Here is a 21,054-nt window from a genome sequence, read left to right as displayed (position 1 = left end):
TATGACGGGCATATCCGTGAGTGAAGAATCGGTCGTGGACGGCACCGAACAGGCCGGGATCCAGTTCGATGCAGCGGCACATGCGGCCTCGATGGTCGGCCATCACTATCGTGTCGAGGACTTCTACGAGGTCGGGCGAGAGAAGGTCCGCGAGTACGCGCGTGCCGTGCTGGACAACAATCCGGCGCACCACGACGAGGAAGCGGCCAAGGGCCTCGGCTACGACGGCCTCGTCGCTCCGCTGACCTTCGTCTCCATCGTCGGCATGATCGCCCAGCGCAAGCTGTTCGACGAGGTCGTCACCGGATACGACCTCAGCCAGATCATGCAGACGGACCAGCGGCTGGTGTTCCACCGGCCCATCCAGGTGGGCGATCGACTGTTCTGCGACGTGTACCTCGACGACTTCCGTCAGGCCGCCGGCAGCGACATCATCACCACCAAGAACATCATCACGGATCAGCACGACAACGTCGTGATGACCACGTGGACCACCCTGGTGGGCCGCACCGGTGGCGAGGTGGACGAGAACATCGCCCACGCAGTCAAGGATGTGATGATGCATGTCGCTCCGTAGGTTCGAGGACGTCTCGGTCGGGGAGGAGCTGCCCGCGCGGGTCGTCACGCTCACCCGCGGCAACCTCGTGAACTACGCGGGTGTGTCGGGTGATCCCAACCCGATCCACTGGAGCGACGAGGTCGCCAAGCTCGCCGGCTTGCGCGATGTGGTCGGCCACGGCATGCTCTCCATGGGCATCGCGGCCGGCTTCGTCACCGACTGGCTCGGTGACCCAGGAGCGGTGACCGAGTACAACGTTCGGTTCACCAGTCCGGTCTACGTCGAGGCCCATCGGGCCGCCGAGGTGGAGTTCTCCGGCAAGGTCAAGTCGGTGGACGCGGACAGCAAGACAGCAGTGGTCGCGATCGTGGCAAAGTCCGAAGGGCGTAAGATCTTCGGGCGGGCCACGGCAACGGTCCGTCTGGCCTGACCGGCCGGGCGGATTGGGTTTGTCCCGGGGCTATGAAGTACACTAAGACTTCTGGGATCGCATAGCGCAGCGCGCTGCTCTCGAGGACCTCCACGGTCCGCGGGGTGGCGCGCATGTCATGTGGTCGCAGATGGGTCGATCGAAACGCCGGTTCCCGGCGGAGGCATCGACCAAAGGGGCGTAGCTCAATTGGCAGAGCAGCGGTCTCCAAAACCGCAGGTTGCAGGTTCAAGTCCTGTCGCCCCTGCCCCCGGACGGCCAGCGACCGAGAGGAACGATGTGAGCGAGGAGCGCGGTAAGCGCGACGGCGGTACTGCAGGGACTTCCAACCCTGTCGACGCCGGATCGGCGACCGACGCGACCCCCGACGCTTCCTCCGCGTCCGCTGCTCCCACCGGCAAGAGGTCCCAGCAGCGTTCGGCCGCTCCCGCGTCGACCGCGGTGGCTGCCACCCGGCGGCCCGATTCGAAGGCGCCAGCCAAGTCCGCCTCCCGCTCCGGTGCCCAGGGCACGGAGAACATCTTCAAGCGCCTGCGGCGCTTCTTCCGTGAGGTCCTCGCCGAGCTCCGCAAGGTGATCTGGCCGAATCGCAAGCAGCTGGTCACGTACACGACCGTCGTCGTGGTCTTCGTGGCGGTCATGACCGCGCTCATCTTTGGATTGGATCTGGCGTTCGTGAAGGGCGTCAGCTGGTTGTTCGGTTAGCGCGTCAGCGTGCCGGCGAATGTGATCGACGAGAGGAAAGTGCCCGGTGAGCACCCCCGAGAACGACTCCTACGAGCCCTCGGCCGAAGAGCGCGTTTCGGACGAGGTCTTTGTTGACGACTCCGTGACCGCGGACGCGGCCGACGAGTCGGCAGAGGCGGGCATCGAAACCGACGAGACGTCCGGCGACGAGCCCGAAGCGCCCGTGGAGGCACAGGCCGAAGAGGCACAGGCCGAAGAGGCACCGGCCGAGGAGGTCGATCCGGCGGAGGCCCTCGAGAAGCAGCTGCGGCTCGAGCCCGGCGACTGGTACGTCGTGCACTCCTACGCCGGCTACGAGAACAAGGTCAAGGCCAACCTCGAGACCCGCGTGCAGAACCTGGACCTGAGCGAGTACATCTTCCAGGTCGAGGTGCCCACCGAAGAGGTCACCGAGATCAAGAACGGCCAGCGCAAGCAGGTCAACCGCAAGGTCCTGCCGGGCTACATCCTGGTGCGCATGGAGCTGAACGACGAGTCGTGGGGCGCGGTGCGCAACACCCCCGGCGTCACCGGGTTCGTGGGTGCCACCTCGCGCCCGTCGCCGCTGACGATCAAAGAGGTCGTGAAGTTCCTGCTGCCGCAGCAGGCGAAGAAGAAGCCTGCCGCAGCCGCCGCCACGACCGCCGAGGGCGCCGCGACCGCCGTCAAGCCCGCCATCGAGGTGGACTTCGAGGTCGGCGAGTCCGTCACCGTGATGGACGGACCGTTCGCGACGCTGCCGGCTTCGATCAGCGAGGTCAACGCCGAGCAGCAGAAGCTCAAGGTCCTGGTGTCGATCTTCGGTCGTGAGACCCCGGTGGAGCTGTCCTTCAACCAGGTGTCGAAGATCTGAGGGTCCGACCCACTCAAGCTTGCGATAGCAGTACGCAAGAACCACACCGAGCAAGAAACTAGGAATAGAGATGCCCCCGAAGAAGAAGAAGATTGCCGGGCTCATCAAGCTCCAGATCCAGGCAGGTCAGGCCAACCCGGCTCCGCCGGTCGGCCCCGCCCTGGGTCAGCACGGCGTCAACATCATGGAGTTCTGCAAGGCGTACAACGCCGCGACCGAGTCGCAGCGCGGCAACGTCGTGCCGGTCGAGATCACGGTCTACGAGGACCGCTCGTTCGACTTCAAGCTGAAGACCCCGCCGGCCGCCAAGCTGCTGCTGAAGGCCGCGGGCGTGCAGAAGGGCTCCGGCGAGCCGCACAAGACCAAGGTCGCCAAGGTCACCATGGACCAGGTGCGCGAGATCGCCAAGACCAAGCAGGAAGACCTGAACGCCAACGACGTCGAGGCTGCCGCGAAGATCATCGCCGGCACCGCGCGTTCGATGGGCATCACGGTCGAGGGCTGAGCGCCGCGACGCGTTGTGACACCGCAGGGCTGACGAAGCCCCGGAGCAGGAACCCGTGGGAGGGCCGGCCAGGCTCGACAACCACGACCGAACCATTCACCTTCCGGTGACAAGTTAGGACAGAACAATGGCAAAGCGCAGCAAGGCATACCTCGCCGCCGCTGAGAAGATCGACGCCTCGACGCTCTACAGCCCCCTCGCGGCCGCTCGGCTCGCGAAGGAGACCTCGTCGAAGAACTACGACGCCACCGTCGAGGTCGCCATGCGCCTCGGTGTGGACCCCCGCAAGGCGGACCAGATGGTCCGCGGCACGGTCAACCTGCCGCACGGCACCGGTAAGACCGCCCGCGTCATCGTGTTCGCGGTCGGCGAGAAGGCCGCCGAGGCCGAGGCCGCGGGTGCGGACGCCGTCGGCGCGGAGGACCTGATCGAGCGGATCCAGGGCGGTTGGCTGGACTTCGACGCCGCGATCGCGACCCCGGACCAGATGGCCAAGGTCGGCCGCATCGCGCGTGTCCTCGGTCCGCGCGGCCTGATGCCGAACCCGAAGACGGGTACGGTCACCCCGGCTGTCGCCAAGGCTGTCGCCGACATCAAGGGCGGCAAGATCAACTTCCGCGTCGACAAGAACTCGAACCTGCACTTCGTGATCGGCAAGGCGTCGTTCGACGACGCGAAGCTGGTGGAGAACTACGGTGCCGCCCTGGACGAGGTCCTGCGCGCGAAGCCGTCCACCGCGAAGGGGCGTTACGTCAAGAAGGTGACGATCGCGACCACCACCGGACCGGGCATCCCGGTGGACCCGTCGCGCACTCGCAACCTCCTGGAGGACGCCGAGTAGGAGGCTGGTCTCCAGTCTTCGCGGTCAGCGCACGAAACGGCCGGCACGGAACTGCTCCGTGCCGGCCGTTTTGCGTCCGCACATCCGGTCGGGTACGCTTGCCTGCGGAGTTCGGCGCGTGCCGATCTTCACCCCGATCATGTTCTACCCAAGACCGTTGGTCACCGGATCCGCTCGCGGACTCGGTTGAAGGTCCGGGATTGCCCGGCGGCCCACGCAGGAGGACGAGGTAGGGGAGATACGACATCGGTTGCGATGCCGTCTTTCTCTCTGTACGCCCCGTGTGCCCTGCACCGGGGCGTTTTGCATTTTGCGGATTTCGAGTGGAACTTCCCGAGCGGGAAAACGACTGTTACTGAGAGGAGGCGAAGTATGGCAAAGCCTGAGAAGGTTTCTGCGGTTGCGGAGATCACCGAGCAGTTCAAGGACTCGACGGCCGCCGTGATCACGGAGTTCCGTGGTCTGTCGGTGACCAGTCTGACGCAGCTGCGACGCGCTCTCGGAGAGGGTGCCACCTACTCCGTCGCCAAGAACACCCTGGTCAAGCGCGCCGCCGCAGAGGCGGGCGTCGAGGGCCTTGACGACCTGTTCGTCGGACCGACCGCCATTGCGTTCATCAAGGGCGAGCCGGTCGACGCTGCGAAGGCCCTGAAGACCTTCGCGAAGGACAACAAGGCGCTCGTCATCAAGGGCGGCTACATGGACGGCGCTGCGCTGTCCGTGGATCAGGTCAACCAGATCGCGGACCTCGAGTCCCGCGAGGTGCTGTTGGCCAAGCTCGCCGGCGCGATGAAGGGCAACTTGGCAAAGGCCGCCGGCCTGTTCAACGCTCCTGCCTCGCAGGTGGCCCGTCTGGCGGCCGCTCTGCAGGAGAAGATGGCGGACCAGGAGTCTGCCGCAAGCTGATCCGCACCATCGCGAATCACTGACCCACCCACCCCGCGCGCCCCGGCGCGCATCCCATCCGGTCGCGGATCAGCGACATGGGATCCACAAGGAAGGACCGCCACCATGGCGAAGCTCACCACCGAAGAGCTGCTCGACGCGTTCAAGGAACTGACCCTCCTCGAGCTCTCGGAGTTCGTGAAGGCCTTCGAGGAGACCTTCGAGGTCACCGCTGCCGCTCCGGTCGCCGTCGCCGCTGCCGGTGCCCCGGCCGCCGCCGCCGAGGCCGAGTCCGAGCAGGACGAGTTCGACGTCATCCTCGAGGGTGCCGGCGACAAGAAGATCCAGGTCATCAAGGTCGTCCGTGAGATCGTCTCGGGCCTCGGCCTGAAGGAGGCCAAGGACCTCGTCGAGGGTGCTCCGAAGCCGATCCTGGAGAAGGTCGCCAAGGATGCCGCCGAGGCTGCCAAGGCGAAGCTCGAAGAGGCCGGCGCCAAGGTCGCCGTCAAGTAAGACGAACCCGGCTGCCCGACCGCACCGCGGTCGAGCGCTTCGGCAAGGCCGCTGCCCACGGACGTGAGTCCGTGGGCAGCGGCCTTTTCGCGCATTCGTGACCGGTTTGCCGAGCGCGCGGAAACCATCCGCGCTAAGTTGACGTCGGTGCCGCACGGGGACGGCATAAGCGCAGGTCATACCCCTGATCGAAGGGGGTTATGCCCGAGTTGACCTGTGTTCTTACTCGCTAGTAGGATCCCGTGTCACAGGTAACACTTCGATGCGCTACAGTGACGCAATCCACAGTGGGGAACAGCATCGAGCCGTGCGGAGGTAATGGTGGGAGTCGAAGTAGCTGTCGAGGGGTTGACGAAGTCCTTCGGGTCTCAGCGGATCTGGCAGGACGTGACGTTGACGCTGCCGGCGGGTGAGGTGTCGGCGCTGCTGGGCCCGTCGGGTACGGGCAAGTCGGTGTTCCTCAAGTCGCTGATCGGTCTGCTGCGGCCGGAGCGGGGCTCGATCGTCATCGACGGCACCGACATCCTGCAGTGCTCCTCGAAGGAGCTCTACGAGATCCGCAAGCTGTTCGGGGTGCTGTTCCAGGACGGTGCGCTGTTCGGGTCGATGAACCTCTACGACAACGTGGCGTTCCCGCTGCGCGAGCACACGAAGAAGTCCGAGTCCGAGATCCGCAAGATCGTGATGGAGAAGCTCGAGCTCGTCGGTCTGCTCGGCGCCGAGGACAAGCTGCCGGGCGAGATCTCCGGCGGCATGCGCAAGCGGGCCGGGCTGGCGCGGGCGCTGGTGCTCGATCCGCAGATCATCCTGGTCGACGAGCCGGACTCGGGGCTGGATCCGGTGCGCACCACCTACATCAGCCAGACCCTGATCGACATCAACGCCGAGATCGACGCGACGATCCTGATCGTCTCGCACAACATCAACCTGGCGCGGACGGTGCCGGACAACATCGGGATGCTGTTCCGCCGGGAGCTGGTGATGTTCGGTCCGCGCGAGGTGCTGCTCACCAGCGACGAGCCGGTGGTCAAGCAGTTCCTCAATGGCACGATGATCGGGCCGATCGGGATGTCGGAGGAGAAGGACGAGGCGACGATGGCACAGGAGCAGGCCCTCGTCGACGCCGGGCACCACGCCGGTGGGGTGGAGGACGTCGAGGGCATCGTGCCGCAGATGAAGGCCACCCCGGGGATGCCCGAGCGGCAGGCCGTCGCCCGCCGGCAGGAGCGGGTGCGGCACATCCTGCACACCCTGCCCGAGGCCGCCCAGCAGGCCATCCTCGAGTCCTTCGAGGAGACCGGCGGGACGCACGCCGCGCCGGCCTACCCCGAGCATTCCTTCCGCGACGACGACACGCAGGTCATCCCGGCGTACCCCGGTCACGGGTACGACGAGTCCGCCCGCCACAGAAGCTAGGAGCACACATGGGGGTCGGATCGGGCACCAGCTCGTTCGTGCGTCCGATACACGGTGCACTCACCCAGGCCGGAAACATCGTCGAGTTGTTCGTCGACGTCGTGCGGAACACCTTCCGCCGGCCGTTCCAGTTCCGCGAGTTCATCGAGCAGGCGTGGTTCATCGCGAGCGTCACGATCCTGCCCACCGCCCTCGTGGCAATCCCGTTCGGCGCTGTGGTCTCGCTGCAGACCGGGTCGCTGATCAAGCAGCTCGGCGCGGAGTCGTTCACCGGCGCCGCCAGCGTGCTGGCCGTGATCCAGCAGGGCAGTCCCATCGTGACCGCGCTGCTGATCGCCGGCGCGGCCGGCTCCGCGGTCACCGCCGATCTCGGATCGCGCACCATCCGCGAGGAGATCGATGCCATGGAGGTGCTCGGCATCAACCCCGTGCAACGCCTGGTGGTCCCGCGCGTGCTCGCGATGGTTCTCATCGCGCTGCTGCTCAACGGACTCGTCTCCGTCGTCGGCATCGCCGGCGGCTACTTCTTCAACGTGATCCTGCAGGGCGGTACCCCGGGCGCCTACCTGGCGTCCTTCTCGGCCCTCGCCCAGTTGCCCGACCTCTACGTGGCCGAGATCAAGGCGGCGATCTTCGGTGTCATCGCCGGCGTCGTCGCGGCCTACAAGGGCCTGCACCCCGGTGCCGGACCGAAGGGGGTCGGCGAGGCCGTCAACCAGACCGTCGTCATCACCTTCCTTCTGTTGTTCTTCGCGAACCTGATCCTGACGATGGTGTACCTGCAGATCGTTCCGGCGAAGGGATCCTGACTCGATGACAATCGCAAAGGGCCGCGGAGACGTCATCTGGCTCCGCGGGCGCAGAATCGTGCGCGCTCCTCTCGACATGCTGGATCGGGCAGGCGACCAGATGTCGTTCTACGCGCGGGCCATCGCGTGGACCCCGCGCACCCTCGTCCACTACCGCAAGGAGGTGCTGCGGCTGCTCGCCGAGGTCACCTTCGGCAGCGGCGCGCTCGCCGTCATCGGCGGCACCATCGGTGTCATCGCCATGATGTCCGGTTTCACCGGCGTCGTCGTGGGTCTGCAGGGCTACGCCGCCCTCGAGCAGCTCGGCTCCTCGGTGCTCACCGGCTTCCTGTCGGCGTACGTCAACACGCGTGAACTCGCCCCGATCGTCGCGGCCCTGGCGCTGTCGGCGACGGTGGGCTGTGGCTTCACCGCCCAGCTCGGTGCGATGCGGATCAGCGAGGAGATCGACGCGCTCGAGGTGATGGCGGTGCCGTCGGTGCCGTTCCTCGTCACCTCCCGGATGATCGCCGGTTTCGTCGCCGTCATCCCGCTGTACATCATCGGCCTGCTCGCCGCGTACCTCGCGACACGCGTGATCAGCACCCTGTTCAACGGGCAGTCGTCGGGTTCGTACGACCACTACTTCAATCTGTTCCTGCCGCCCGAGGACGTGCTGTACTCCTTCGGGAAGGTCCTCGTCTTCGCCTTCTTCCTGATCCTCATCCACTGCTACTACGGCTTCAACGCCAGCGGGGGACCCGCGGGCGTCGGCGTGGCCGTCGGCCGTGCGGTGCGCACCGCGATCGTCACGATCGCCGTGCTCGACTTCTTCCTCAGCCTCGCCATCTGGGGCACCACCACGACCGTGAGGGTGGCCGGATGAACCCGACTCCCTCGACCCTCAAGCGGAGGGTTCTCGGCCTGCTGTTCTTCGTCGTGCTGGGTCTGTTCCTGTTCGTCACCATCGCGATGTACAACAAGACGTTCAAGAAGGTCGTCGAGGTGGACCTCGTGACCGACGAGGTCGGCAACGCGCTGCCGATGAACGCGGACGTGAAGGTGCGCGGACTGATCGTCGGCGAGGTCCGCGGCACGTCGGCCGAGAGCGGGACGGTGACCGCACATCTCGCGCTCGAACCGGACAAGGCCGGCCTGATCCCCGCGAACGCGACCGCACAGCTGCTGCCGAAGACGTTGTTCGGGGAGCGTTACGTCTCGCTGATTCTCCCGGACCGGCCGGCGCGCCCGATCCAGGCGGGGGACACCCTGATGCAGGACACGAGCGCCGAGACCGTCGAACTCGGCGAGGTGCTCGACGGGCTGCTGCCCCTGCTCGAGGCCATCCCACCGCAGGATCTCGCGAACACCCTCGGCGCCCTGGCCCAGGGCCTGAGCGGCCGCGGCGAGACCCTCGGGCAGACCGTGGACCGGCTCGAGCAGGTGTTCCGCGAGGTGAACGTGGAGCTCCCGGCCGTGCAGGAGGACCTGCGCGGGCTCGCGGACTTCTCCCAGACCTACTCCGACGCCGCGCCCGATCTGATCAGCGCCCTCGACAACCTGCGCACCACCGGCAACACCGTGGTGGAACAGGAGAACCAGCTCGAGACTCTGCTGGTCACGGCGACGGGGGCGTCGTCGGCGACCGCCGGGCTGCTCGAGCAGAACGCCGGCTCGATCATCAGCATCGCCGCCGACTCCAAGCAGGCCCTGCAGTTGCTGGCCCGGTACTCGCCGTCGTACCCGTGCATGCTGAAGGGCTTCGCCGACGCGGCACCCGCGGCTGCGGGGGTGCTCGCGGCCGACGACCCGTTCCCCGGCGTGCGGGCGAGCGTCCAGTTCGTCAATCCGAAGGGCCGGTACCTGCCGAACCAGGACGAGCCGCGCCTGCTCGACGTCCGCGGCCCCACCTGCTACGACAACGTCACGGCCCCGGGCCGGTTCTTCCCGCAGTACCCCGGCGGTTCGATCAACGACGGCTCCTACCAGGTGCCGTCCCGCAACCCGGGCCCGGAGACCATGTCGTACTTCCCGGCCCCCGAGGGGTCCGGGGTGCCGGACGACGTCGGCGAGCTGATCGGGACGACCCCGGCGACGACGCAGGTCTCGTACACCGGGTCGCGGGCCGAGCAGGACGCCCTCGGCGTCGTGTACGCGGAGGCGGCGGGCATCGCGCCCGAGGACGTGCCGACCTGGACGACGCGCCTGGGCGCGCCCGCACTGCGTGGAACGGAGGTGAGCTTCCGATGAGAGGCCTGGCAGCACCGCTGATCAAGCTGATCGTCTTCGCCGTGGTCACGATCCTCGCCACCGGAATGCTCGCGGCGACCATCGCGAGCCTCGGCGGCGGCGGAGGCACGAAATTCCACGCGATCTTCACGGACGTGACGTCGCTCAACGAGGGCGACGACATCCGAATCGCCGGCGTCCGCGTCGGCCAGGTCGAGAAGATCGAGATCGTCGACCGGCGCGAGGCGCGCGTGACGTTCTCGATGTCCGACCGGGACTGGCTGCCCGCCGCGACGACCGCGACGATCCGCTACCGGACGCTCGTCGGCCAGCGCTACATCGCCCTCGACCAGGGCGAGGGCATGCAGGGGATGAAGCTGACCGGCGGCGACACCATCCCGCTGGAGCGCACCAAGCCGGCCGTGAACCTGACCACCCTGTTCAACGGGTTCCGGCCCCTGTTCCAGACCCTGAGCGCCGAGGACGTCAACACGCTGTCGTCGCAGATAGTCCAGGTGTTCCAGGGCGAGGCCGGAACCATCGACGACCTGGTGCGCACGACGGCGAGCCTGACCAACACGATCGCCGACAAGGACCGGGTCATCGGTGCGGTCATCGACAACCTGAACTCGGTGCTCACCAACATCAACGAGCGGGACGATCAGCTCGACTCGTTGCTCGTCAACACGCAGGCGCTGGTCAGCGGGCTGGCCGCCGACCGCGACACGGTGGGTGCGGCCGTGCAGTCGCTGGCCGGGCTGACGGACGCGACGGCCGATCTGCTCGAGCCGACCCGGCCGGCCATCGCCGGCTCCGTCACGGCGGTGCAGCAGCTCGGGGCGAACCTGAACAGCAACCGCGACGCGGTCGACGAGGTCCTCGCCACCCTTCCGGTCAAGCTCGAGAAGCTGGGCCGGGTCGCGAGCTACGGGTCGTGGTTCCAGTTCTACCTGTGCGGCATCGACGTGATCGCCGGCCCGGGTTCGGTTCCGTACCTGAACCTGCCGACCGGCCTGCCCACGGTGAACCAGCCGATCTACACCAACGCCGCCAAGCGGTGCACGCAGGACGGGATGCAGGAGTTGCAGGGACGATGAGCAGACGTCGCAGTCCGGCCGTGTCCGGCGCCCTCGGGATTCTCGTGGTCCTGCTGGCCACCCTGTCGGCGTTCTTCCTGGATTCGCTGCCGATCATCGGGGCCGGCGCCACCTACCGCGCGGAGTTCACCGAGGCGGCCGGCCTCAAGCCCACCAACGAGGTGCGCATCGCCGGAGTCAAGGTCGGTCAGGTCACCGACATCGAGCTCGACGGGGACCGGGTGCTCGTGTCGTTCAAGGTCAAGGACGCCTGGCTCGGCAACGACACCTCGGCCTCGATCCAGATCAAGACGATCCTCGGCCAGAAGTACCTCGCCCTCGAGCCGCGGGGCACCGAGGTGCTCGACCCGGATGATCGGATCCCGTTGTCGCGCACCGTAGCCCCGTACGACGTGATCGAGGCGTTCTCGTCCGCGGCCACCACTCTGGGCGAGATCGACTCGGAACAGCTGGCCACGAGCTTCGACACGCTCTCGGAGGCGTTCTCGCAGACACCGGACGACATCCGGGCCTCGCTCGACGGAGTCACCCGGCTCTCGCAGACCGTTGCGAGCCGGGACCAGGAGCTCAAACGGCTGCTCGAGGCGACCGGCCGGACCTCGCAGATCCTCGCCGACCGCAACGCGGAGTTCAACCGGCTGATCAGCGACGGCGCCCTGCTGATCGCAGAACTCAACAACCGGCAGCAGGCCATCTCGCAGCTGCTGACGGGCACGCAGCGGCTGTCTGCCGAGCTGACCGGTCTGGTCCGCGACAACGAGGCGACGATCGGCCCGGCGCTCGACCAGCTCCGGGGAGTGGTGCAGATCCTGCAGGACCGCAACGACGATCTCGACCGCGCGATGAAGCTGTACGAGCCGTTCGTCCGGCTGTACTCGAATGTCGTCGGCAACGGCCGCTGGTTCGACCAGGTCGTCGTGAACCTCATTCCGCCCGGATTGCCGGAGATCCCCGGATACCGCGATCCGGTTCGCACGTTGGGAGAGAACTGATGTCGCATGCCGAGTCCGGTGGCGGCTCACGGCGCGGCCCGATGGTGCTGCTGATCGCCGCGATCACCGCGGCCGTGGTACTGATCGCCGGTGTGCTGTGGTGGGTCTTCAACCGCATGGGAACCACCGAGATCACGGCCTACTTCGACAAGGCCGTCGGGGTGTACGAGGGGTCCGGTGTCCGGGTCCTCGGCGTCGAGGTCGGCAAGGTCACCGCGGTCGTCCCCGAAGGGGACCAGGTGCGGGTGGACATGCGGGTCGACCGCGGCGTCGACATCCCCGCCGACGCCAAGGCCGTGCAGATCACCCCGTCGGTCGTCGCGGACCGCTACGTGCAGCTCGCCCCGGTGTACACCGGCGGCGAGACGATGGCCGACGGCGCCGTCATCCCGCGGGAACGGACCGCCACCCCGGTGGAGGTGGACCAGCTGTACGCCAGCGTCGACGAGCTGTCGCGGGCGCTCGGTCCCGAGGGCGCCAACAAGGACGGCGCACTGACGCGCTTCGTGGAGACCGGCGCCGAGAATCTCGAAGGCAACGGTGCCGCGCTCGGCCAGACCATCGAGCAGCTCTCCGCCGCGTCGCGCACGCTCAACGAGTCGCGCGGCGACCTGTTCGGCACCATCGAGAACCTGCAGATCTTCGTGTCCGCGCTGGCGGCCAACGATCAGCAGGTGCGCGAGTTCAACGCGCAGCTGTCGGACCTGTCGGGCTATCTGGCCGGCGAGCGGGAGAATCTCGGGCTCGCGCTGAACCAGCTGTCGGAGTCGCTCGGGGTGGTCGCGCAGTTCGTCAACGACAATCAGGCGGCGTTGAAGGACAACGTGGACGCTCTGGTCCCGGTGACGAACAACCTTGCCGCCAACCGGGATTCGCTGGTGAACTCGCTGACCCTGCTGCCCCTGGCGGTGAGCAACCTCGTCAACTCCTACGACGCGGAGTCCGGGTCGCTCGCCTCCCGTCTGGTGGTGACCGATCTGCAGGATCCGGCGGGCGTGATGTGCAAGCTCATCGACCTCGGTCGGCTCGTGCCGGGTGACCCGAGGTTCGAGCAGCTCGGCCGGCAGATGCAGCCGCTGATCGATCAGTGTTCCGGCCTCGCCGAGCAGATCACCAACGACGTCCGGACGCCGGATCTGATCCTGCCGTTCGGCGTCCTGAGCGGCGAGAACATCCAGCGCCGGGTGGTTCCCGGCACGGTGCCCGGTGTCGAGTCGCCGCGCCTGGACCTGGAGAGGGGCGGACAGTGAGACGCTCGGCGATTCTCGGTGCCGGGGCCTGCGTGACGGCCCTGGCGGTGTCGGGGTGCGGCGGGGCCGCGAGCCTCCCCCTGCCCGGTGGTGCGGACGTCGGGTCCGACCCGATCCACGTGACCGTGCAGTTCGACGACGTGCTCGACCTCGTGCCGCAGTCCACAGTCAAGGTGGACGGCGTGCCCGTCGGCCGGGTGGAGACGGTCTCCGTCGGTCCCGACGGGTGGACCGCCGACGTCGGGATCGTGGTCGACTCGGCAGTGGAGCTGCCGGCCAACGCGTATGCCGCGGTGGAACAGACCAGTCTGCTGGGCGAGAAGTTCGTCCAGCTCAGTCCGCCGCCGAGCGACCCGTCGCGCGAACTGCTCGCCGACGGCGACGTCATTCCGCTGGACCGGACCCGGCACGCCACGGAACTCGAGCCCGTGCTCGGCGCCCTCTCGCTGCTGCTCAACGGCGGCGGCGTCGGCCAGCTGCAGCCGGTGGTCGAGGAGCTGTCCACCGCGTTCGAGGGCCGGGAAGGCACCACGAAGAGCCTTCTGCAACAGGCGGATCGGCTCATCGACGGTCTCAACCAGCAGCGCGACGACATCACCCGCGCCCTCGACGGCCTCGATGTGCTCACCGTCCGGGTCGCGGAACAGAACGACCGCATCGCGGCGATCCTCGACGACCTGCCGGTGGCCACCGCGGTGCTCGAACAGCAGCGGCCCCAGCTGACCGAACTGCTCGGTCAGCTCGACCGCCTGGGGACGGTGGGCACCGACGTGCTCGACCAGTCCAAGGAGGACCTCATCGCCGACCTGCTGGCCCTGCGCCCCACCCTGCAGCAGCTCGCCGCTTCCGGCGACGATCTGGTGAAGGCGCTGCCGTTCATCCCGACGGTGCCGTTCCCCGACGGGGTCGAGAAGATCGCCCTCGGTGGCTCGGTCAACCTGTTCCTCGCCGTGGACCTGCAGATCGGGGACGCGCTGGCCTCGCTCGGCGTCGGTCAGGGCGAGCCGGTCTACCGGCAGCCGAAGTTCGGCGAGCCCAAGCCCGTCGTGGATCCGTCGAACCCGTACTACAACGGCAACGGGCCGAGGCCGGGCTGGCCGACGGTCTCGCTGCTGCCGGTGCTGCCGGCGCCGAAGCTGCCCGTGGGACTCGAACTGCCTCCGGGGGTGACGCTGCCCGGTCAGCCGGCCGCGGCGGCGGACACCGGCGACGACCCGGCGCCGGCCAATCCGCTGGAGGGCCTGTTGAACCAGCTCGGAGTCGGGGGAGGGCGATGATGAGATCGCGAATGCTGCGGATACAGCTGGTCGCGTTCGTGGTGATCGCGCTGCTCGGGGTGGTGTTCGTCGGCGCGCGGTACGTCCGCCTCGACAACCTGCTCGGGTTCGGGCAGTACACCGTCCACGCACGGTTCGCCGATTCGGGCGGCATCTTCACCAACGCCGAGGTCACCTACCGGGGCGTGCCGGTGGGGCGGGTCGGCGAGCTCGGCCTGACCGAGGACGGCATCGACGTCACGCTGCTCCTCGACAACGGCGGGCCGCAGATCCCCGCGTCCACCCGTGCCGTGGTGGCGAACCGGTCGGCGATCGGCGAGCAGTACGTCGATCTGCAACCGGATACCGACGAGGGCCCCTACCTCGAAGCGGGATCGGTCATCGGCCAGGACGCCACCGACGTGCCCGTGCCCGTGCAGGACCTGCTGGTGAGCACGAACGCGCTCGTCCGGTCGGTGCCGGTGGACTCGCTGCGCACGGTGGTGACCGAGCTGGGGGCGGCGTTCGACGGCCGCGGTGGCCAGCTGCAGACCCTCGTGGACTCCCTGGCCCAGCTCAGCGACGCCGGAGTGCAGTACCTGCCGCAGACGGTGTCGCTGATCCGCGACAGCCAAACGGTGCTCGACACCCAGTCGGTGCAGGCGTCGGCGATCCGGCAGTTCAGCGCGGATCTGGACCTGGTGACCGCGCAGCTGCGCGACAGCGACCCGGACGTCCGTCGCCTCCTCGAGACCGGGACGGCGGCGAGCGAGGAGCTCACGCAGCTGGTCGCGGACTCGGGCCCCGGCCTGACGGCGAACCTGACGAACCTGGCGCTGCTCGGCGACAAGCTCGGCCCGCAGGCGGTCGCGTTGCAGCCGCTGCTCGCGTTCCTGCCGGCCGTGGCGGCCAGCGCCGGGACGGTGGCGCCCGGCGACGGCACGGTCCGGCAGGGCATCCTGCTCGAGACGAACAACCCGCCGTCGTGCACCCTCGGGTACGAGGGCACTCAGGCGATCCTCGACGAGATGCAGCGCCGGGATCCCAACTTCGACGACACCCAACAGGACTTTCCGTTCAACACGGAGGCGTCCTGTGAGGCCCCGCAGGGCAGCGTCACCGGCGTGCGGAGCGCGAACCGGATCGTGTTCGCCGACCCGGCGACGATCCAGCCGTGGGACTTCACGCCGAAGCAGGATCCGGACAAGCTCAATCTGAATCCGATCGCGACGCAGCTCGCGCCGTTGCTCGGAGTCACCCCGAAGTAGGTAAGTAGGTTGGTGCAGTGACCGCAGACACGACGTCCCGTCCCCCGCAGACGGCGGGGGCGGGCGGCGACAAGATACGCAGGATCGTCCTGGCAGTGGTGAGCGTGCTGGCGGTGATCGCCCTCGTGGCGGCCGCCTGGTTCGGCTTCGGATGGGGGCGGGCCCTGCTCGCCGACCGCCCGACGGCCGATGCGCGGGACGCCGCCCTGTCCGGGGCGATGCAGGCCGCGATCAACCTCAACAGCGTCGACGCCGCCGACGTCGACCGGTCGATCGAGAACATGCGTTCGTCGATCACCGGTGAGGCCCTGAACAACGACCTGGCCGCGACGGAGCAGCAGATCCGTCAGCAGGTGGCACAGACGGGCACGGGCATGTCGGCGAACGTGCTGTTCGGCTCCCTGACGGCGCTGGACACGGACGCGAACACGGCGAACGCCCTGATCGTCCTGGCGGTGAAGACCACCTGGCCCGACAACTTCGTCGAGAACAAGGTCACCGTGAACGTGGCGATGCGCAAGGACGGCGACATCTGGAAGGCGGAGACGATCCAGCCGCTGGACTCGGTGCAGCTCGGCGGCGGGCCCGTGGAAGGAGCGCAGCAACCCGCGCCGCCGGCCGATCCCGCGCCCGCCCCGGGCGCTCCTGCGCCTGCACCGGCCGATCCCGGATCCGCCGGAGGCGAGTGAGCCATGAAGGAGAGTGTGTAGTGCCCCCGCAGCGTCGCAAGCCCAATCCGATGGGTCCCCCGAGGGGCCGGCGGCCCAAGATCGCGGGAACGGGCCGGACCCCGGCCCCGGGCGGTGCCGCCCGCCCCGAGACCCCCGAGCCCGCGACGACCGAGCCCGCGACCACCGGGTCCTCGGTGACCGGGCCCGCGACGACCGGGCCCGCGACCACCGGGCCCGCGGCGACCGGGTCCGAGCCGTCCGCGACCACCGCGCCGCAGGCGCCCACACCGGCCCCGGTGGAGCCGGCCGGGAAAGCCCCCACGGCTTCCGGGTCCGAGACGGCCCGCAAGAGCGCTCCCGGCCTGCGCACGCCGGCACCGGTCGAGGACGCCGGAGCGGAGCGGGAGCCGGGGGAGCAGCCCGGCGGCACCGTCGCGCGCGGCAGCTGGCGCCCGGTGGCGATCCTCGGCGGTGCCGCGGTCGCACTCGGTGCGTTCGCCGCGGTCGCTGCCGCCCGTCCCGGTGCGACGGTGAGCAACGAGGCGTGGGTCGACAGCGCCGCGACGGCGGAGGTCACCGCTGCCGCCGGCCATGCGATCGAGACGATGCACGGCTACAACCACGAGACGATCGACCAGGACTTCGCCGAGATCCGCGAGGTCCTCACCCCGCCGATGCGGGAGGAGTTCGACCTGACCGCGGAGGTCACCAAGCAGGCCGCGGTGCAGACGCACACCGCGACGGAGGTGCGGATCGACCACATCGGTGCGTCGATGCTCGACGACGACCGCGCCGAGGTCGCGGCGTTCATCAGCGTCAGCGCGACGGGCGACGCGGTCGCCCAGGGCAGTGCGTCGGCGCCGCTGCTGGTGCGGATGGAGAGGATCGACGGCAAGTGGCTGGTCTCCGAGATCCGGGACCGGTGACGGACGTTCCGACGGGACAATCGGCCTGGTTGCTCTTGACGCGGGCGGCGTGAGCGGTCACTCTATCGGTACGCACGCACGAATACGCGTCCTGGGCGCCCGGGGTCGGGCGCTTCTTTTCGTGCCGTCGCTCGACATCTGCGACTTTTGGGTGTAAGTTCGGACTTTGCGCTGGCTGCCTCCTGTCCATCCTTCGACCGCATCGCCGGGAGCGTTGCCCTTCGGGGCTCGTTCCGCCGACTTCGTGGTGGGGTTGTCGTTCGGGTTGCGACCAGCGATAACGCCCCACATGAAGAAGCAGGTACAGCGGCGGTCGCACCGGTTGGAGCGGCCCGCGTGAGGTGCTGGAAGGACGCATCTTGGCAGTCTCTAGCCAGACCAAGGCAGTTGCCGGAATCCCCGGAGCCCCGAAGAGGGTGTCGTTCGCGAAGATTCGCGAACCTCTCGAAGTCCCTGGGCTCCTCGATCTACAGACAGATTCCTTCGAATGGCTGATCGGCTCGGAGCGCTGGCGCGCGCTCGCTGCCGAGCGCGGTGACGGCCCCGTCGTCGGTGGCCTCGAGGAGATCCTGGCGGAGCTCTCTCCGATCGAGGACTTCTCCGGGTCGATGTCCCTGTCCTTCTCCGATCCGCGCTTCGACGAGGTCAAGGCCTCGGTCGAGGAGTGCAAGGACAAGGACATGACGTACGCGGCGCCGCTGTTCGTCACTGCCGAGTTCATCAACAACAACACCGGCGAGATCAAGAGCCAGACGGTCTTCATGGGTGACTTCCCGATGATGACCGACAAGGGCACCTTCATCATCAACGGCACCGAGCGTGTCGTCGTCTCGCAGCTGGTGCGCTCCCCGGGCGTGTACTTCGACCGCGCGGTCGACAAGAGCACCGAGAAGGACCTGCACAGCGTCAAGGTGATCCCGGGCCGCGGCGCGTGGCTCGAGTTCGACGTCGACAAGCGCGACACCGTCGGCGTGCGGATCGACCGCAAGCGCCGCCAGCCGGTCACCGTGCTGCTCAAGGCCCTCGGCTGGACCAACGAGCAGATCGTCGAGCGCTTCGGCTTCTCCGAGATCATGATGTCCACCCTCGAGAAGGACAACACGGCCGGCACCGACGAGGCGCTGCTCGACATCTACCGCAAGCTGCGCCCGGGCGAGCCGCCCACCAAGGAGAGCGCGCAGACCCTGCTGGAGAACCTCTTCTTCAAGGACAAGCGCTACGACCTGGCGCGCGTGGGACGTTACAAGATCAACAAGAAGCTGGGCCTGAACGCCGGCCAGCCGATCGAGGCGTCGACCCTCACCGAGGAAGACATCGTCGCCACGATCGAGTACCTGGTGCGCCTGCACGCGAGCGAGACCACCATGACGGCGCCCGGCGGCGTCGAGGTTCCCGTCGAGGTCGACGACATCGACCACTTCGGCAACCGTCGCCTGCGCACCGTCGGCGAGCTCATCCAGAACCAGATCCGCGTCGGCCTGTCCCGCATGGAGCGCGTCGTCCGCGAGCGGATGACCACCCAGGACGTCGAGGCCATCACGCCGCAGACGCTGATCAACATCCGTCCCGTCGTGGCCGCGATCAAGGAGTTCTTCGGAACCTCCCAGCTGTCGCAGTTCATGGACCAGAACAACCCGCTGTCGGGCCTGACCCACAAGCGCCGCCTCTCGGCGCTCGGCCCCGGTGGTCTGTCCCGTGAGCGGGCCGGCCTCGAGGTCCGCGACGTCCACCACTCGCACTACGGCCGCATGTGCCCGATCGAGACGCCGGAAGGCCCGAACATCGGCCTGATCGGCTCCCTGTCGGTGTACGCGCGGGTCAACCCGTTCGGTTTCATCGAGACGCCGTACCGCAAGGTCGAGGGCGGCATCGTCACCGACCAGGTCGACTACCTGACCGCCGACGAGGAGGACCGCCACGTCGTGGCGCAGGCCAACTCGCCGGTCGACGCCGACGGCCGCTTCACCGAGGAGCGCGTCCTCGTCCGCAAGAAGGGCGGCGAGGTCGAGTTCGTCGCGGCGACCGAGGTCGACTACATGGACGTCTCGCCGCGGCAGATGGTGTCCGTGGCCACGGCCATGATCCCGTTCCTCGAGCACGACGACGCCAACCGTGCCCTCATGGGTGCGAACATGCAGCGTCAGGCCGTGCCGCTGGTGCGCAACGAGGCCCCGGTCGTCGGTACCGGCATGGAGCTGCGTGCCGCCGTCGATGCCGGCGACGTCGTCGTCACCGAGAAGTCGGGCGTGATCGAGGAGGTCTCGGCCGACTTCATCACCGTGATGGCCGACGACGGCACCCGTCGCACCTACCGGCTGCGCAAGTTCGACCGCTCGAACCAGGGCACCTGCTCGAACCAGCGGCCGATCGTGGACGAGGGCCAGCGCGTCGAGTCCGGCCAGGTCCTCGCCGACGGCCCCTGCACCGAGAACGGTGAGATGGCGCTCGGCAAGAACCTGCTCGTGGCGATCATGCCGTGGGAAGGCCACAACTACGAGGACGCGATCATCCTGTCGCAGCGCCTCGTGGAGGAGGACGTGCTCACCTCGATCCACATCGAGGAGCACGAGATCGACGCCCGCGACACCAAGCTCGGTGCCGAGGAGATCACCCGCGACATCCCCAACGTCTCCGACGAGGTCCTCGCGGACCTCGACGAGCGCGGCATCGTGCGCATCGGTGCCGAGGTGCGCGACGGCGACATCCTCGTCGGCAAGGTCACCCCGAAGGGCGAGACCGAGCTGACCCCCGAGGAGCGGCTGCTGCGCGCGATCTTCGGCGAGAAGGCCCGCGAGGTGCGCGACACGTCGCTGAAGGTGCCGCACGGCGAGACCGGCAAGGTCATCGGCGTCCGCGTGTTCTCGCGCGAGGACGACGACGATCTGCCCCCGGGTGTCAACGAGCTGGTCCGCGTGTACGTGGCGCAGAAGCGCAAGATCCAGGACGGCGACAAGCTCGCCGGCCGGCACGGCAACAAGGGCGTCATCGGCAAGATCCTCCCGCAGGAGGACATGCCGTTCCTGCCCGACGGCACCCCGGTCGACATCATCCTCAACACCCACGGTGTTCCGCGTCGTATGAACATCGGCCAGATCCTCGAGACGCATCTCGGCTGGATCGGCAAGGCCGGCTGGAACGTCCAGGTGGCCGGGGACGGTGAGCGTCCGGAGTGGGCGAAGAACCTGTCCGACGACATGCTCGCCGCCGAGCCGAACACCAACATCGCCACCCCGGTGTTCGACGGTGCCCGCGAGGACGAGCTGACGGGCCTGCTGGGCTCCACGCTGCCGAACCGCGACGGCGAGGTCATGGTCGGCCCCGACGGCAAGGCGACGCTGTTCGACGGTCGCTCCGGCGAGCCGTTCCCGTACCCGGTGTCGGTCGGCTACATGTACATCATCAAGCTGCACCACCTGGTCGACGACAAGATCCACGCGCGTTCGACCGGCCCGTACTCGATGATCACCCAGCAGCCGCTCGGTGGTAAGGCGCAGTTCGGTGGCCAGCGCTTCGGTGAGATGGAGTGCTGGGCCATGCAGGCCTACGGTGCGGCGTACACGCTGCAGGAGCTGCTCACCATCAAGTCGGACGACGTGGTGGGCCGCGTGAAGGTCTACGAGGCCATCGTGAAGGGCGAGAACATCCCGGAGCCGGGCATCCCCGAGTCCTTCAAGGTGCTCCTCAAGGAGCTCCAGTCGCTGTGCCTGAACGTGGAGGTGCTGTCCAGCGACGGCGCGGCCATCGCGATGGCCGACGGCGACGACGAGGACCTCGAGCGGGCGGCGGCCAACCTGGGCATCAACCTTTCCCGCAACGAGTCGGCCACGGTCGACGACCTCGCGAACTAGG

Annotated in this window: 20 protein-coding genes and 1 tRNA gene; all 21 read left to right on the top strand. The window is 68.0% G+C overall.

Annotation, left to right across the window (positions count from 1 at the left end; translation table 11 throughout):
- Position 1 precedes the first annotated feature (1 nt).
- The 21 genes from hadA to KZJ41_RS20105 all read left to right on the top strand — a co-directional run bounded on the left by hadA (position 2) and on the right by KZJ41_RS20105 (position 21,053).
- Positions 2–577 carry a (3R)-hydroxyacyl-ACP dehydratase subunit HadA gene (gene hadA / locus KZJ41_RS20205; protein WP_006940869.1) on the top strand — a complete coding sequence of 192 codons (576 nt, stop codon included), beginning with the start codon at positions 2–4 and terminating at the stop codon, positions 575–577.
- Positions 564–989 (top strand): (3R)-hydroxyacyl-ACP dehydratase subunit HadB, encoded by a 426-nt coding sequence (gene hadB / locus KZJ41_RS20200; protein ID WP_006940870.1) that lies wholly within the window; start codon positions 564–566, stop codon positions 987–989. Before hadA ends, hadB begins: the two co-directional genes overlap by 14 nt.
- Positions 990–1,163: 174 nt before the next feature.
- Positions 1,164–1,236: transfer RNA gene (locus KZJ41_RS20195), tRNA-Trp, on the top strand.
- Between the two features lie 32 nt (positions 1,237–1,268).
- Positions 1,269–1,694: a preprotein translocase subunit SecE gene (secE, locus tag KZJ41_RS20190; protein ID WP_050035600.1), complete on the top strand. Its 426-nt coding sequence runs from the start codon at positions 1,269–1,271 to the stop codon at positions 1,692–1,694.
- A 46-nt stretch (positions 1,695–1,740) separates the two neighbouring features.
- Positions 1,741–2,568, top strand: coding sequence for a transcription termination/antitermination protein NusG (gene nusG / locus KZJ41_RS20185; RefSeq protein WP_251549465.1), 828 nt, complete (start codon positions 1,741–1,743; stop codon positions 2,566–2,568).
- Positions 2,569–2,638: 70 nt separating this feature from the next.
- A complete protein-coding gene (rplK, locus tag KZJ41_RS20180) occupies positions 2,639–3,073 on the top strand; it encodes a 50S ribosomal protein L11 (RefSeq protein WP_003937618.1) in 435 nt (144 codons plus the stop codon).
- 127 nt (positions 3,074–3,200) lie between these two features.
- Positions 3,201–3,914: a 50S ribosomal protein L1 gene (gene rplA / locus KZJ41_RS20175; protein WP_006940876.1), complete on the top strand. Its 714-nt coding sequence runs from the start codon at positions 3,201–3,203 to the stop codon at positions 3,912–3,914.
- A 372-nt stretch (positions 3,915–4,286) separates the two neighbouring features.
- Positions 4,287–4,820 carry a 50S ribosomal protein L10 gene (rplJ, locus tag KZJ41_RS20170; RefSeq protein WP_006940886.1) on the top strand — a complete coding sequence of 178 codons (534 nt, stop codon included), beginning with the start codon at positions 4,287–4,289 and terminating at the stop codon, positions 4,818–4,820.
- A 105-nt stretch (positions 4,821–4,925) separates the two neighbouring features.
- A complete protein-coding gene (gene rplL / locus KZJ41_RS20165; RefSeq protein WP_006940888.1) occupies positions 4,926–5,312 on the top strand; it encodes a 50S ribosomal protein L7/L12 in 387 nt (128 codons plus the stop codon).
- A 318-nt stretch (positions 5,313–5,630) separates the two neighbouring features.
- The gene (locus tag KZJ41_RS20160) at positions 5,631–6,728 is read left to right on the top strand and encodes an ABC transporter ATP-binding protein (RefSeq protein WP_029545069.1); all 1,098 of its coding nucleotides are present in this window, start codon (positions 5,631–5,633) and stop codon (positions 6,726–6,728) included.
- 8 nt (positions 6,729–6,736) lie between these two features.
- Positions 6,737–7,537 carry an ABC transporter permease gene (locus KZJ41_RS20155; protein ID WP_006931311.1) on the top strand — a complete coding sequence of 267 codons (801 nt, stop codon included), beginning with the start codon at positions 6,737–6,739 and terminating at the stop codon, positions 7,535–7,537.
- 4 nt (positions 7,538–7,541) lie between these two features.
- Complete coding sequence (locus KZJ41_RS20150; RefSeq protein ID WP_029545068.1) at positions 7,542–8,402, top strand: ABC transporter permease; 861 nt, start codon at positions 7,542–7,544, stop codon at positions 8,400–8,402.
- Positions 8,399–9,766, top strand: a complete 1,368-nt coding sequence (locus KZJ41_RS20145; RefSeq protein WP_251549463.1) for an MCE family protein — start codon at positions 8,399–8,401, stop codon at positions 9,764–9,766. Before KZJ41_RS20150 ends, KZJ41_RS20145 begins: the two co-directional genes overlap by 4 nt.
- Positions 9,763–10,842 (top strand): MCE family protein, encoded by a 1,080-nt coding sequence (locus KZJ41_RS20140; protein ID WP_006931307.1) that lies wholly within the window; start codon positions 9,763–9,765, stop codon positions 10,840–10,842. Before KZJ41_RS20145 ends, KZJ41_RS20140 begins: the two co-directional genes overlap by 4 nt.
- Complete coding sequence (locus tag KZJ41_RS20135; RefSeq protein WP_003937627.1) at positions 10,839–11,834, top strand: MCE family protein; 996 nt, start codon at positions 10,839–10,841, stop codon at positions 11,832–11,834. Before KZJ41_RS20140 ends, KZJ41_RS20135 begins: the two co-directional genes overlap by 4 nt.
- Positions 11,834–13,084, top strand: coding sequence for an MCE family protein (locus tag KZJ41_RS20130; protein ID WP_006931305.1), 1,251 nt, complete (start codon positions 11,834–11,836; stop codon positions 13,082–13,084). The genes KZJ41_RS20135 and KZJ41_RS20130 overlap by 1 nt, the downstream gene beginning before the upstream one ends.
- On the top strand, positions 13,081–14,361 hold the full coding sequence (locus KZJ41_RS20125; protein ID WP_006931303.1) for an MCE family protein: 1,281 nt from the start codon (positions 13,081–13,083) through the stop codon (positions 14,359–14,361). Before KZJ41_RS20130 ends, KZJ41_RS20125 begins: the two co-directional genes overlap by 4 nt.
- The gene (locus tag KZJ41_RS20120; RefSeq protein ID WP_029545063.1) at positions 14,361–15,608 is read left to right on the top strand and encodes an MCE family protein; all 1,248 of its coding nucleotides are present in this window, start codon (positions 14,361–14,363) and stop codon (positions 15,606–15,608) included. Before KZJ41_RS20125 ends, KZJ41_RS20120 begins: the two co-directional genes overlap by 1 nt.
- A gap of 95 nt (positions 15,609–15,703) precedes the next feature.
- The gene (locus tag KZJ41_RS20115) at positions 15,704–16,297 is read left to right on the top strand and encodes a hypothetical protein (RefSeq protein ID WP_006931296.1); all 594 of its coding nucleotides are present in this window, start codon (positions 15,704–15,706) and stop codon (positions 16,295–16,297) included.
- Between the two features lie 20 nt (positions 16,298–16,317).
- Positions 16,318–17,205, top strand: a complete 888-nt coding sequence (locus tag KZJ41_RS20110) for a hypothetical protein (protein WP_006931294.1) — start codon at positions 16,318–16,320, stop codon at positions 17,203–17,205.
- 341 nt (positions 17,206–17,546) lie between these two features.
- Positions 17,547–21,053, top strand: a complete 3,507-nt coding sequence (locus KZJ41_RS20105; protein ID WP_029545057.1) for a DNA-directed RNA polymerase subunit beta — start codon at positions 17,547–17,549, stop codon at positions 21,051–21,053.
- Position 21,054 lies beyond the last annotated feature (1 nt).

This window comes from Rhodococcus sp. 11-3, assembly GCF_023704055.1.
GTDB lineage: Bacteria > Actinomycetota > Actinomycetes > Mycobacteriales > Mycobacteriaceae > Rhodococcus > Rhodococcus aetherivorans.
Note: the sequence above shows the minus strand (reverse complement) of the source record. Positions and strands in the feature narration are given on the sequence as shown.

Bases quoted from the DNA above. Each gene is read 5' to 3' on its own strand.
- hadA (WP_006940869.1), top strand. From the start codon at position 2: ATGACGGGCATATCCGTGAGTGAAGAATCGGTCGTGGACGGCACCGAA.
- hadB (WP_006940870.1), top strand. From the start codon at position 564: ATGTCGCTCCGTAGGTTCGAGGACGTCTCGGTCGGGGAGGAGCTGCCC.
- rplK (WP_003937618.1), top strand. From the start codon at position 2,639: ATGCCCCCGAAGAAGAAGAAGATTGCCGGGCTCATCAAGCTCCAGATC.
- rplA (WP_006940876.1), top strand. From the start codon at position 3,201: ATGGCAAAGCGCAGCAAGGCATACCTCGCCGCCGCTGAGAAGATCGAC.
- rplJ (WP_006940886.1), top strand. From the start codon at position 4,287: ATGGCAAAGCCTGAGAAGGTTTCTGCGGTTGCGGAGATCACCGAGCAG.
- rplL (WP_006940888.1), top strand. From the start codon at position 4,926: ATGGCGAAGCTCACCACCGAAGAGCTGCTCGACGCGTTCAAGGAACTG.
- KZJ41_RS20160 (WP_029545069.1), top strand. From the start codon at position 5,631: ATGGTGGGAGTCGAAGTAGCTGTCGAGGGGTTGACGAAGTCCTTCGGG.
- KZJ41_RS20155 (WP_006931311.1), top strand. From the start codon at position 6,737: ATGGGGGTCGGATCGGGCACCAGCTCGTTCGTGCGTCCGATACACGGT.
- KZJ41_RS20150 (WP_029545068.1), top strand. From the start codon at position 7,542: ATGACAATCGCAAAGGGCCGCGGAGACGTCATCTGGCTCCGCGGGCGC.
- KZJ41_RS20145 (WP_251549463.1), top strand. From the start codon at position 8,399: ATGAACCCGACTCCCTCGACCCTCAAGCGGAGGGTTCTCGGCCTGCTG.
- KZJ41_RS20140 (WP_006931307.1), top strand. From the start codon at position 9,763: ATGAGAGGCCTGGCAGCACCGCTGATCAAGCTGATCGTCTTCGCCGTG.
- KZJ41_RS20135 (WP_003937627.1), top strand. From the start codon at position 10,839: ATGAGCAGACGTCGCAGTCCGGCCGTGTCCGGCGCCCTCGGGATTCTC.
- KZJ41_RS20130 (WP_006931305.1), top strand. From the start codon at position 11,834: ATGTCGCATGCCGAGTCCGGTGGCGGCTCACGGCGCGGCCCGATGGTG.
- KZJ41_RS20120 (WP_029545063.1), top strand. From the start codon at position 14,361: ATGAGATCGCGAATGCTGCGGATACAGCTGGTCGCGTTCGTGGTGATC.